Here is a 13,008-nt window from a genome sequence, read left to right as displayed (position 1 = left end):
CCGCCTCGCCTGACATCGCATCGTCAGGTGTATCCGAGGGCGGAACGGGGGTGAGTTTAATGCGGCTGCAAAAAGCGGGGATGAAAAACAGGATGTGGCTCTGATTTCGTTGGAGATTTCCCGAAACTCATCCCCGGGCAACTGCGGGAATTGAGGGGCTTTTGGCGGCGCCACAAGTGTGGGACCTATCTCCCCCCTTGCGGGGGAGAAAGCGAAATCGAGGAATTGGCCCGATCAGGGCCAAGCCTTAAGATTTCGCAAGAGGGGGGCTCAGTGAGGGGAATGCCAACGGAACCAATCCCCTCACCAACAAAATCTGAAGTTTAGCCCTGATCGGGCTAAGCCTTCTATTTTGTAACCTCTCCCACAAGGGGAGAGGTGAAAAAACCCGCCGGCCTTACGACCGACGGGTCCACAACTCTCTGGGCGAACCGCCCTAGCCTCAGCTGCGCGGCTTCAAGTTCTCCGGATCATACAGCGGCTTGTAACCGACCGCCGCAACTTCGACCGGGAAGCTCTCGGCGAAATATTCGACATTCAGCTTGCGGCCGACTTCGCAATACTCCGCCGGCAGATAGGCGAGTGCGATGTTCTTGCCGATCGTCGGGCCGTAGGCAACCGACGTGGTGTAGGAGCGGCGACCGAGGCTGTCGACGAGCACCTCGCCGGACGCAGGGTCGACGACCGGCATGGAGCCGACCGGGTAACGGGCGACGCCCGACTTGTCGACATTGTCGGTCATGACGAGCGTGCAAAGCATGGCCGGCTGCTGGGCGCGGGCCTTGTATTCGAGGTGCTTGGCCTTGCCGCGGAAATCGGCTTCCTTGACCTTGGGACGGGCCAGATCGGCTTCGATCAGGTTGTACTGGGTGAGCAGGTCGCCGTTCTGCAGGCGCAGGCTCTTTTCCATGCGGCGGGAATTGGCATAGGTTTCGACGCCAAAGGCCATGACGCCGGTGGCGCGGAGCGCATCCCAGACGGCGAGGCCATCTTCGTACTTCATGTGCAGTTCCCAGCCCTGCTCACCGACATAGGAAATGCGGAAGGCGGCAACGTTTTTGCCGGCAATCTCGATCGGCTTGATCGCGGCAAAGGGGAAGTTTTCGATGTCGAGGCCGGCGGGATCGGCGACAACCTTCTTCAAGTTTTCGCGGGCATTGGGGCCCCAGATGCCGATGGTGATGAACTTCTCCGACACATCGGTGATGGTGACGTCAAGGCCGCGGTCTTCAGCCACGCGCTTCATATAGTGGAAGTCGCGCGGGCCGGCATCGGCGCCGTTGACCAGGCGGCAGCGGTCTTCCATGCGGAAGACGGTGAAGTCGGCGCGCACCATGCCCTCGTCGTCGAGGAAGTGGGTGTAGATGCCCTTGCCGATATTGGCATCGCCACCGATCTTGGCGGCGCAGAGCCATTCCAAAAGCTCGACATGATCTGGGCCTTCGATGTCGACCATGTGGAAGTGGCTGAGGTTGACGATGCCGCAATCCTCGCTCATCGCCAGATGCTCGGCATTCGAAACGCGCCAGAAGTGCCTGTTATCCCACTCGTTTTCGCGAACCGGCACGCGGTCGCCGTACTTTTCCAGAAGGTGCTCGTTGGCCGCATAGCCATGGGCACGCTCCCAGCCGCCGAGCTCCATGAAGTAGCCGCCGAGTTCGACTTCGCGCTCATACATCGGTGAACGCTTGACATTACGGCCGGAGGCATAGGGCTCGCGGGTGTGAACGGCCGGGAAGTAGATCTTCTGGGCTGCTTCATAAGAGCGGCCAGCAATGAACTCTTCGGTCAGCTGATGCGGATAGAAGCGGGCGTAATCGATCGAGTTATGGTCGATCTCGGTGCGGCCATCGGTCATCCAGTCGGCGATCAGCTTGCCGTAACCAGGGCCGTCCTTGACCCAGATGGCGACGCAATACCACAGGCCACGCACCTTCTGGCTTTCGCCGCAGGACGGACCGCCGGCAGCGGAGACCTGGAGAAGACCGTTGAAGGAATGGCCTTCGTTATAACCGAGTTCGCCGAGGATCGGCGTCAGTTCCATCGCCTTTTCGAGCGGCTCCAGGATCTGCTCCATGTCGAGATCGCGCTGCGACGGCGAGAGGCGCGCCTCATGCTTTTCGAGGAGCTCGCGGGGATGGCACATGCGCGGATTGTGCTGCTCGTAATAACCCCATTCGATCTGGCCGCCCTCGGTCGTCTTCGGGTCGCCGGTGTCGCGCATATAGGCGGAGTTGCCCTGGTCGCGCAGCAGCGGATAGCCGATTTCCTTGCCCGTACCTTCGAACTCGTTATACGGACCGAAGAAGGTGAGCGGATGGTCAACCGGCATGACGGGCAGGTCTTCGCCGACCATTTCGGCGATCAGACGGCCCCAGAGACCGGCGCAGACGATGACGTGGTCGGCCATGATCGTGCCGCGATGGGTGACGACGCCCTTGATGCGGCCATTCTCGACGATGAGCGACTGGGCCGGCGTATTGCCGAACATCTGAAGCTTGCCGGACTTTTCAGCCGCATCGACGAGCTTGCCGGCAACGGTCTGGGAGCGCGGAATGACGAGGCCGGCATCCGGATCGAACATGCCGCCCATGACCTGATCTTCCTCGATCAGCGGGAACATGGCCTTGATCTCGGACGGCGAGACATAATGGGCGCGGGTGCCGAAGGCGCGGGCAGATGAGAGCTTGCGCTTGATCTCTTCCATCCAGGTGTCGTCGCCGGTGCGGGCGACTTCGAGACCGCCGATTCGGGCGTAGTGGCCCATCTTCTCGTAGAAATCGATGGAATACTGGGTCGTCCAGACCGAGAGATAGTCGTGGGACGTGGTGTAACAGAAGTCGGAGGCATGGGCCGTCGAGCCGATATCTGTGGGAATGCCTGATTTGTCGATGCCGACGATATCGTCCCAGCCGCGTTCGATCAGGTGATGGGCGATGGAGGCACCAACAATGCCTCCAAGCCCGATGATGACGACCTTTGCCTTGGACGGAAACTCTGCCATTGCCGAAAACCCTGATGTCTGGGAGTGAATGATGTGGCCCCGATCTTAAGAGGCGTAACGAGACAATTGCAGCCTGTATGCGACATTCTGCAAGGGACCCACGACCAGTTTGCACGGCAATATCTTTCCCATCGCGTCGTGGCGGCGGGCTTGGCTGTCGCAGGAGGAATAAGAAGACCGGAAAGTCCCGGCCCAAGTCCCGCGCGGCACATGCGTTGCAAAACGGCACAGTTTGGCAAGACCTGTTAAGACAGACAGGCCGAACGCAAGTCCATCAGCCGGTTTCACGCCCGATTTCGGTGTAAAAATCTGCGATTTGCCGGGGACACAGCTTCCTTTTGCCTCAGTTGGATCATTCTTCGGGTTTACGCGTTTGTTCCTCGGAACTGTCCCGCAAGCCGGAAACCGGCCGAAATCGACGGGCAGACCACTGCAAGGAGATTATCACCATGAAGACACTGATCGCGGCAAGCCTTGCCACCCTTTCCGTCGCAGCCCATGTCGGCACGGCGATCGCGGCGGACATGACCTATAGCGAGCCGGCACCGACCTTCCAGGAAAGCGGCCCGTCGGGCGGCGTTCGCATCGGCTATCTCGACTGCGCCATCGGGTCTGGCTTTGGCTATGTTCTCGGTTCTGCCAAGACAGCCGATTGCGCCTTCACCTCGGTCATCGGCGGCGAGCCGATGGATCAGTATTCGGGCGCCATCAAGAAATTCGGCGTTGACCTTGGCTACACCGCAAAGGGCCGCATCGTCTGGGCCGTATTCGCTCCGACCGCCGGCTATCACAAGGGCTCGCTCGGCGGCCTTTACGGCGGCGCATCGGCTGAAGCGACACTCGGTGCCGGCGTCGGCGCGAATGTTCTCTTCGGCGGCACGGAGGGCTCGATCCATCTGCAGCCGATCAGCGTCTCCGGTCAGCTTGGCCTCAACATCGCCGCAACCGGCACCTCGATGACGCTAACACCAGCCAGCTGATCGGTCCGCCATTGACCTATGTGAAAAGGCGCCCCGCAACGGGCGCCTTTTCTGTTACGGCCCCGCGACAAGATGACGGATGCGTTCCGCAACGACCTCGTCCAGCGGGGTATAGACCATCAGATTGAGGTCCGGACGGCCATCGACGGCAAAGGCGGAATACTCAAGGTCGATGGAACCCAGCAGCGGATGATCGAGGTGTTTCGCCCCCTCGTCCGGCGTGCTGATGCGGTTTTCACTCCAAAGCCGGCGGAAATCGGGGCTTATCTCCGAAAGCTCGAACACAAGCTCTTCCACCTCGGACATGGCCCCTGCCCGCGCGACATCGGCGCGAAAGGCACCGACGGCGAAGCGCGCCATGGCTTCCCAATTGTGCTGCTTTGCCCGCACGCCAGGGTCCGAAAACAGGAAGCGCAGCATGTTGCGCTCACCGGGGGGAAGGCGGCCATAGTCGGAGAGAACGATGGTCGACGCCTTGTTCCAGGCGACCACCTCCCAGGTCGCGGTCTTGACCACGGCCGGACAGGTTTCGAGACGATCGATAAAGCGCTGCAGGCGCGGATGGACGCCCTCGACCTCTCTGTAGCGCGCCTCGGGCGGGCGTCCCAAGCCCAGCATGAACAGGTGTTCGCGCTCCGCCTCGGTCAGAAGCATGGCGGTGGCAATGCGGTTCAGCACATCGGCGGACGCAGCCCCGCCACGCCCCTGCTCCAGCCAGGTGTACCAGGTCGCGCTGATATTGGCGCGCTGGGCAATTTCTTCGCGCCGGAGACCCGGCGTGCGCCGCCTGCCGGAAAAGCCGAAGGCCGCAGGGTCAAGCCGGGTTCGGCGATCCCGGAGATACTGAGCAAGTGTCGTCGCCGCCATGGGAAGCCTCGGAGCCTGAGGGTTATTATACCAGGATAAAGTCACTACTTTACCATGATAATGGATCTGTCATGGCTTGTCGCGTTGAACTACAAAGGAAACGCACATGCGCATATTTTCTCACCGGCGCCACAGGCTTCATTGGATCGGCTCTCATTCCCGAACTGCTGGGCGCTGGCCATCAAGTGCTCGGGCTCACCCGCTCAGCGCAAGGCGCCGCAAAGCTTCAGGCACTGGGCGCCGAGGCCCATGAAGGCAGGCTGGAAGATCCGGACAGCCTGACAGCGGGCGCGGCCAAGGCCGATGCCGTTATCCACCTCGCCTTCGACCATGACTTTTCCAACTATCTCGCCAATTGCCGCAAGGATGCTGCCGCGATCGCAGCACTCGGGCGCGGCATTGCGGGGTCCACCCGCCCCATGCTCATCACCTCCGGCATCGGCATGGGAAGCCCAGCCCCGGGTGAAATCGCGGTCGAGACGGTGCTGGACCTCAACCACCCGACACCCCGCATCGCCTCGGAACTCGCAGCAAGGGATCTGGCTGAGGCAGGCTTGAACATCTCCACAGTCCGGCTGTCGCAGATCCATGACACCCATCGCCAGGGCCTCGTCAGCTATCTCATCGATATCGCCCGTGCCACAGGCTCTGCTGCCTATGTCGGGAACGGCGCAACATGCTGGTCGGCATGCCATTTGAGCGACGCCGTGAGGCTCTTCCGCATGGCAATCGAGACGGCTGAACCGGGCCAACGCTACCATGCCGTTGGCGAGGAGGCTGTCAGCCTGCGTGACATCGCAAACGCCATTGCCCGCAGCCTCGATATCCCGGCGGTATCGATCCCTGCCGAAGAGGCAAAACTGCACTTTGGCGCAATGGCCGGTTTTGCCGGTCTCGATATGAGGGCGTCTTCCATGCTGACGCAACAAAGGCTTGGCTGGGCACCGACAGGACCGAACCTGCTTGCATCGCTCGATGCGATGGGCCCCCACTGACGGCGTCATGCGCCGACCGACATCGCACGAAAAAGGGGCGCTCCGATGAAGAGCGCCCCTTCATTTTCATATTATAAATCAGAGCGCTATCCGTGGCTTCTCATCTTGCGTCCGACGGAGAACAAGGATTTCGCGCAGAAGTTCGGCCTGGATAACCGCGCCGATTTCAGCAGCCGGTGCGGGGTTCAACATGTCGTCATGGCCGCAATCGAGCGTGCGCAGATAGATGCGTCCGCCAATATGCGGCAGCCAGGCCTCCACGTCGTAGTCGATCACCAGCCGCGTGGCCGGTGCCGCCATCACGCGCCCTGCCCGGAAGAAATGCAGGTCTGCATCCAGATGCCCCGGCACAAAACGCCCGGCCATATGGAAATTCTCGAGAATGACCTGCCGCGCCCGGTCGACCAACCTTGGATCATCCAGGCCCGTATAGGCGAGATAGCCCGAATTTTCCTGGTAGAAACGGTCGACGGCGAAGTCGCCCAAGGCCTGCAAGGTTTCAATCCCCTCCGCATCCTCGATGCTTGCGCCGAGAAAGGCCATGGCCGCCTCTGCCAGCACCTTCTCGCCAAGCGCCGCCCCGCCCGGGCGGAAGGTGTAGCTGTCCAGCATGCCGAGAAAGGCAATCGCCTCGCCATCCTTGCGCAGGAGCCGTGCGATCTCGTGGGCGATCAGACCACCCAGCGACCAACCGATGATATGATAAGGGCCATGCGGCTGGCGCGCCCGGATACGCTCGAGATAGCGGCGGGCCGTCTCCTCGATGCTCGCAGGTGCCGCTGCCGGATCGGTCAGCCCGTCCGATTGCAGCGCATAGATCGGCACGTCCTCGCCGACATGCTGGCCAAGCGCAAAGAAGCCCCAGCCGAGCCCGAGCAGAGGGTGGATGCAGAAGAGCGGCGCCCTGTCGCCCGTCGCCTTGATCGGCAGGAACGGCTGCATCAGCGAATGCGGCTCCTCCGCCACTTCCAGCCGCTCGGCAAGAGCGGCAATCGTCGGCGTCTCGAAAACGGCAGCCAGGGGAATTTCGCCGCTGATCTTGCCACGCAGTGCCGAGATCATGCCAGCAGCAGCGAGCGAATCTCCGCCAAGGGCGAAGAAATCATCATGAATGCCGACCGTTTCCAGTCCGAGGACCTCGCACCACAGCTCGGCGAGCTTTCGCTCCGTATCATTGCGGGGGAGAACGACATCATCGCTTTTCGCCCGCCATTCGGGCGCCGGCAGGGCCTTCCTGTCGATCTTGCCATTGCTGTTGAGCGGCATGGCAGCAAGTTCGACATAGGCTGCAGGCACCATATGGCTCGGCAGCACGGCCGCAAGCCGACGGCTGATTGCCTTCGGATCGAGAGCGTCCGAGCCCGGATCGCGGACCAGATAGGCGACCAGCCGCTTGTCGACACCGGGGTCTTCGCGCAGCACAACAACGGCTTCAGCAATACCCTCCTCGCTGACCAGCGCCGTCTCGATCTCACCGGGCTCGATGCGGAAACCGCGGATCTTGATCTGGAAATCGTTGCGGCCGAGATATTCCAGGTTTCCATCGGCGCGCCAGCGCACCAGGTCTCCCGTGCGATAGAGCCGCCCACCCCGGCCCGAGAATGGATCGGGAATGAAGCGCTCCTCCGTCAGCTCCGGGCGGTTGAGATACCCCTTGGCGACACCCATGCCCCCGATAAGCAATTCACCGACAAAGCCGGGCGGCACCGGCTGGCCGTGGCGATCCACCACATAGAGCTCGGTATTCCAGATGGGCCGGCCGATGGCGGGCGCGGCAAGATCGCTCCCCGACAGGGACATGACCGTCGACCAGATCGTCGCTTCCGTCGGGCCATAGAGATTGATCACGGGATGGCCAAGCCGCGCCATGCTGTGGGCAAGGTCCGGCGACAAGGCCTCGCCACCGACCAGGGGCCTGAGACCTTCAATCCCGGTCGTACCATCCTGCAGGAGCGCCCGCCAAAGCGAAGGCGTCGCCTGCAAGACGGTAATCCCCTCGCGGGAAATCAGGCGCCGCAGCGCCACCGGATCGCGCACCGTATCGCGCTTTGCAATCACCACCGTCGCGCCGGACAGAAGCGGCAGAAACAGTTCGAGCACGGCGATATCGAAGGCGAGCGTAGTGACGGCGAGCAGCCGGTCCAAGGGTTTGAGACCGACAATATCCTGCAGCGAAACCAAAAAGTTGGTGAGCCCGCGATGGGCGATTTCCACCCCCTTGGGACGCCCCGTCGAGCCGGAGGTGAAGATGACATAGGCCGTATCCTGAGGCCCTGCCGGCGCTGGCAGATCCGCCTCCGAGACAAGCGGCGGATGGTCGGCGAAGATGCGCGGCACGTCACCAAGCTCGATCTCGTCTTCGAGTTCGGTGGTTGTGATCACGGCGCGCGGCATCGCCTCCTTGAGGATCGCTCCCAACCGGTCACTATGGTCGGAAGGGTCGAGCGGCAGATAGGCGGCTCCAGCCTTGAGCACAGCCAGAAGCATGACCGGCATCGCTTCCGATCGCGGCAGGGCAATGGCAACCAGATCGCCGGCACGGATGCCTTCGGCGATCAGATGCCGTGCCCAATCATCGGAGGCGCGGTCCACCTCCACATAGGACAGCGCGTGATCGCCAAAGATGACGGCTGTTGCATGGGGGCTGCGTTCCGCCTGCCGACGAAAGAGTTCCGGCCAACTGACCTGCTCGATCGGCCTGCCCGTGGCATTCCACTGAACCAGAACCCGCTCGCGCTCTTCAGGCAGCAGAAGAGATTGCGTGGCGACGAGGCGCCCTGGCTGATCGATCAGGCCGTCGATCATCGACACGAACCGCTGCTGGTGCTCGACAAGCTCCTCGCGGCTGTAAAGACCGGGATTGGCGTCGAAATCAAATCGCACCGCCGAGCCATCGCCCCGGTCATAGGCAAAAATGGTCAGATCCGTCATCGTGCCGTTCGACAGGTTGCGGGCATTGGCCGGCAATCCGTCGAAATCGAAACCGTAGTTGAACGGCTCGATATTGACTCCGAGCCAGGCGATCTGCTCCTCGCGATGCGACTGGCCGAGATCACGGCGCATGTCTTCGTAGCGGTAGCGTTGATAGCGCAGCGCGCGCGCCATCTGCTGAGCGGCCTGTTTCACGACATCGGCCAGGGTTGTTTCCGGGCGGAACGAGAAGCGCAAAGGCACGGCATTGGCGACCATGCCCGGAATGCGGCGCATCTCGCTGCTGATGCGGGCGGTGACCATGGTGAGGATTGTCAGATCCTCGACATCGGTTGCCCTTGCGTAATAAGTGGCGACCAGGGCAATCAGCGTCTGCGGGAGGCTGCCACCGGCGGTGCGCCCGAGGGCCTCCAGCGCATCAATGCGGGCGCGGTCCATCTCCACGCTGTGGCGCAATAGACCGCCCACAGGCTCCACTTTGCGCCTGGCAAGCGTTACAGGATCGGGAAGGCCGGAAAGCTGCTCCATCCAGTACCGCCGATCGCGCTCGAAATGCACCGACCCGCGATAGGCGAGTTCCTGGTCGCGCAGATCGTCCGTCGTGCCGAAGGGCGTAACAGGCATGCTGCGTCCCTGTTTCAGGCCTGAATAGATCTCCGCCACGCGATGCGCGATCAAACCACCGGAAAAGCCGTCGAACAGGATGTGGTGGGCGCTGTTGTACCAGATCCATTGGTCGGAGCCGAGCCGCAACAGGGCGCATCGCCAAAGATCATCACTGGCCAGATCAAGCGGACGCTGGAGCTCGGTCTGCATCCAGGCCTCGGCGGCACCAGACGGATCGGCGCGCCCGGACAGATCGATCAACGGAAACTCGCCCGGATAAGACGGCAGAAATACCTGCTCTGGTTGTCCTTCAACCTCCCGGATCCGCGTGCGCGTCGCTTCGAGCTCTTCGGAAAGCTGTCGCAGCGCCACAAAAAACAGCGTGGGATCGAGGTCACCGACAATTTCGATGGCCTCGGCAAGCATGAAACTCCAGCCGTGACCAGAGATCTTTTCCTTGAGCCACATGCCAGCCTGAGGTGACGACAATGGCGTAACGCGATGAATACTTACAAAGGCTGAGTCCATATCTCGATAAAGCCCCCTATTCGAAAAAATGGCACAACAAAAACCGCTCCTTCCGATGACGAAATCGGAAGAATTTTAAGAAATTACATTTTTTGGGATTTATTAAATTGCCCGGACTATCAAAAATCCATTAATTTTGCCGGGCCCCTCAAAATCTCTTCTTGTAAAGCCAGCATAACAGACTTTTTTTGGATGTATCAACTGACCGCATCCTGCGATTTATGATCCACAAGAACAATCAGCGACACCTACATTAATCCAATGCAATCATAAGGGGTGCTGCAGCGCATGCGAGCAAAATCAGACACTTGCCAAAAGGACCTGATAATACGCAAATTTTTAGCGCAACGCACAATCCGTGCGGCAAGGCTCGTCCCAGCGCTTGCCTCAGGTGCCGCAAAAAGTCCGCGTGACGCGCTGCTCGGGCGTTGGCGGCAAGCGCAGATCCTCGGCATCCGGCAACTCCCGATAGGGATCGGACAAGGCATCGACCAACCGATGAAAGAAGGAGAAGTCGTTATAGACGGCGGCCGCAATGGCCTCCTCGATCCGATGATTGCGCGGAATGAGGGCCGGATTGACTGCATCCATCGCCCCCTGTCTCGTGGCCGGCACGCGGCCATCGTCGATGCGAGACCGCCAGCGGGCGAGCCAGGACGACAGATCGACCGGCGCCTTGAACTGGCCAAGCAGGACATCATCTGCCGTACCGCCGGCAAGCTTGCCAAGAGCACGGAAAGTCAGCGTGAAATCGGCTTCCCCCTGATGCATCAGCTCAAGGAAATCGGAGACCAGCTGGCGATCATCCGCCGCCTCGCCATCAAGGCCAAGCTTGGCGCGGAACAGCGACAGCCACTCTGCCTGGAAGATCTCACCGAAGGCGGCAAGGACGCCATTGGCCGCCTCGACGGCCTGCTCCTCATTCTCATCGATGAGCGGCAGCAGGCATTCGGCAAGCCTTGCAATGTTCCACTGCCCGATTCCCGGCTGGTTGCCATAGGCATAACGTCCGCGCTGATCGATCGAGGAAAACACCTTCCGGGGATCGTATTCGTCGAGAAAGGCGCAAGGGCCGAAATCGATCGTCTCGCCTGACACTGCCATGTTGTCGGTGTTCATCACGCCATGGATGAAGCCGATCGACAGCCACCGCGCAATCAGCTTGGACTGCGCCTCGGCAATGGCATGAAGCATGGCAAGATAAGGCTTCTCGGCCGTTGCCACATGTGGATAGTGCCGCGCAATCACGTGATCGGCAAGCGTCCTGACGGCTTCGTCATTACCCTCGGCCGCGAAGAACTGGAAGGTCCCGACACGGATATGGCTTGCGGCGACGCGGGTCAGAACCGCACCCGGAAGCATGGTTTCCCGCATCACCGCCTCACCGGTCGCAACCGCCGCAAGCGCCCGGGTCGCAGGCACCCCAAGGGCCGCAAAGGCTTCCGACAGCATATACTCGCGCAGCACCGGGCCAAGCGCTGCACGCCCATCGCCATTGCGCGAAAAAGCCGTCGGGCCAGCCCCCTTCAGCTGGATATCGCGACGACGCCCCTGCAGATCCAGGACTTCGCCAAGCATCAGCGCCCGTCCATCGCCCAGCTGCGGATTGAAATGGCCGAACTGATGCCCCGCATAGGCCTGCGCGATCGGCTCGGCCCCAAGCGGGATCACCTGGCCGGAAAACACCTGCGCGAGCCGCGCATCATCCACCCCGGCAAGGTCAAGCCCGAGTTCCGCCGCAAGCGCCGGATTGAACCGGATCAGCTTCGGCCTTGCCGCCGCTGCGGGCTTTGCCGGACGATGAAAGACCTGCGGCAGGCGCGCATAGCTGTTGTCGAAGGAAAACAAGAGGCAACTCCCCGCCCAGCCATGGGGCTACATGATCTCTGGCCGAATATAGGGATGGACGCCCCTGCGACAAGGCGAAAAGGCCGGGGTGACGGATCGGCACACAAGCGAGCAATCCAACACCGACCGCCCCCTTCGCGCGCAAACGGCCTGCCCTCAATCGCCAGGCACCTCGCCGGGCATCGGCACAAGCACCACCCCGGGCAGATCCCCATAGAGCGGCGCCGAGCCCTGACCGGGTGCAGGAGCCGCCGGAGGAACCGGCACTGGACTTTGCGCCTGGACCGGCACTGGCGCGGGCAATGCCGGAGATGCAGCGGCCGGTACATAGCTTGCGACCGGCCCCGGCAGCCGGCTTGAGACCTGGCTCACCGCCGGATTGGGCATCTGGAGGGCGCGATCGTCTTGCGAGGCCTTCGGCAGAAGAGCATCGCAGGCGCCCTTGTGGCCCGACAGCTCCTTGACCATGTCATAGGCAGCATCGGCGAGCACCCAGCGAATGGCCGCCTGCAACCCTTCCTGCGACTTGTCACCGATCTTGATATCGAACAGCTCATCGGAGAAGAAGCGAAACACGGATGCGAAGACTTCACGGCCAACCGCTTGTTTCGAATAGGATTTCGCCCGGATGATGCGCGTCGACGTGGTGTCCGTGACGCGGATGTCGACGGCCGCTGTGACGGCAAAACGGCGCGCGCCGATACCGGCACCACCAATCGAGGCTTCGGCGCCGCCCGAATAACTGTTGAAGTCGAGCTGGGTGATGACACCGTCGATCACATAGTCGGAGCCGCGCAAGCCCCCCTTGACCAGCGGGCGGAACGGCAGGCTTTCGCCGCCGACAACAACATTGCCGCCATCACCGAGGATCTGCTCCCGCGCCCTGGCAATTTCCCATTCAGAGACGGCGGTGTTCGACCGGTTGACCTGCTTCACGCCGGCCTTTTGCAGAAGCGAAATCATCATGCCGGCGCTATCGCGCGGCAGATAATTGCCCGCCTCTTCCGACGAATAGCGGCCGGTCTGGTCGGTGATCACATGGACGGCGAAGATGCGGGGATATTTCTGCACTTCCGGCGTCTTTGCCAGGCATTCGAGCGCGGCATCGACCGGCGTGCGGGTGGCGATCGGCACAGGGCCGAGAAAGGCCGGCTTGGGTGCCTTTTCGGCCACTTGCGATTGGCACGAGGCGAGCAGAAGCAGGGACGCCGCAAAAACAAGACGCGATTTACCGGAGATCATCTCTGGT

At 61.6% G+C, this 13,008-nt stretch carries 7 protein-coding genes; 2 read left to right on the top strand and 5 right to left on the bottom strand.

Features of this window, described 5'->3' with window-relative positions; all coding sequences use genetic code 11:
- Nucleotides 1-442 precede the first annotated feature (442 nt).
- Entirely contained in the window at nucleotides 443-3,004 is a 2,562-nt protein-coding gene (locus IP76_RS06610) for an FAD-dependent oxidoreductase (RefSeq protein ID WP_054157356.1), read from the bottom strand.
- A 449-nt stretch (nucleotides 3,005-3,453) separates the two neighbouring features.
- On the opposite strand from IP76_RS06610, the gene IP76_RS06605 reads away from it, so the two are divergent.
- Entirely contained in the window at nucleotides 3,454-3,984 is a 531-nt protein-coding gene (locus IP76_RS06605; RefSeq protein ID WP_054157355.1) for a DUF992 domain-containing protein, read from the top strand.
- A gap of 54 nt (nucleotides 3,985-4,038) precedes the next feature.
- Here the strand turns inward: IP76_RS06605 and IP76_RS06600 are convergent, their stop codons facing one another.
- On the bottom strand, nucleotides 4,039-4,851 hold the full coding sequence (locus IP76_RS06600) for a helix-turn-helix transcriptional regulator (protein ID WP_054157354.1): 813 nt from the start codon (nucleotides 4,849-4,851) through the stop codon (nucleotides 4,039-4,041).
- Nucleotides 4,852-4,922: 71 nt separating this feature from the next.
- Here IP76_RS06600 and IP76_RS06595 point away from each other — a divergent pair, with 71 nt between their 5' ends.
- Nucleotides 4,923-5,846 carry an SDR family oxidoreductase gene (locus IP76_RS06595; RefSeq protein WP_054157353.1) on the top strand — a complete coding sequence of 308 codons (924 nt, stop codon included), beginning with the start codon at nucleotides 4,923-4,925 and terminating at the stop codon, nucleotides 5,844-5,846.
- A gap of 78 nt (nucleotides 5,847-5,924) precedes the next feature.
- On the opposite strand, the gene IP76_RS06590 is transcribed toward IP76_RS06595, so the two are convergent.
- The 3 genes from IP76_RS06590 to IP76_RS06580 form a co-directional block, all read right to left on the bottom strand.
- Nucleotides 5,925-9,911 carry a non-ribosomal peptide synthetase gene (locus IP76_RS06590; protein ID WP_054157352.1) on the bottom strand — a complete coding sequence of 1,329 codons (3,987 nt, stop codon included), beginning with the start codon at nucleotides 9,909-9,911 and terminating at the stop codon, nucleotides 5,925-5,927.
- Between the two features lie 387 nt (nucleotides 9,912-10,298).
- Nucleotides 10,299-11,759, bottom strand: coding sequence for a YdiU family protein (locus IP76_RS06585; protein ID WP_054157351.1), 1,461 nt, complete (start codon nucleotides 11,757-11,759; stop codon nucleotides 10,299-10,301).
- Between the two features lie 156 nt (nucleotides 11,760-11,915).
- On the bottom strand, nucleotides 11,916-13,001 hold the full coding sequence (locus IP76_RS06580) for a CsgG/HfaB family protein (protein WP_054157350.1): 1,086 nt from the start codon (nucleotides 12,999-13,001) through the stop codon (nucleotides 11,916-11,918).
- Nucleotides 13,002-13,008: the final 7 nt, after the last annotated feature.

This window comes from Rhizobium sp. AAP43 (genome assembly GCF_001296045.1).
GTDB lineage: Bacteria > Pseudomonadota > Alphaproteobacteria > Rhizobiales > Rhizobiaceae > Allorhizobium.
The sequence above is the reverse complement of the archived record's forward strand: the minus strand, read 5'-3'. Positions and strand labels throughout refer to the sequence as shown.

Coding starts and splice junctions, on each gene's coding strand:
- IP76_RS06605 (WP_054157355.1), top strand. CDS start 3,454: ATGAAGACACTGATCGCGGCAAGCCTTGCCACCCTTTCCGTCGCAGCC.
- IP76_RS06580 (WP_054157350.1), bottom strand. CDS start 13,001: ATGATCTCCGGTAAATCGCGTCTTGTTTTTGCGGCGTCCCTGCTTCTG.
- IP76_RS06595 (WP_054157353.1), top strand. CDS start 4,923: ATGGCTTGTCGCGTTGAACTACAAAGGAAACGCACATGCGCATATTTT.
- IP76_RS06600 (WP_054157354.1), bottom strand. CDS start 4,851: ATGGCGGCGACGACACTTGCTCAGTATCTCCGGGATCGCCGAACCCGG.
- IP76_RS06610 (WP_054157356.1), bottom strand. CDS start 3,004: ATGGCAGAGTTTCCGTCCAAGGCAAAGGTCGTCATCATCGGGCTTGGA.
- IP76_RS06590 (WP_054157352.1), bottom strand. CDS start 9,911: ATGGACTCAGCCTTTGTAAGTATTCATCGCGTTACGCCATTGTCGTCA.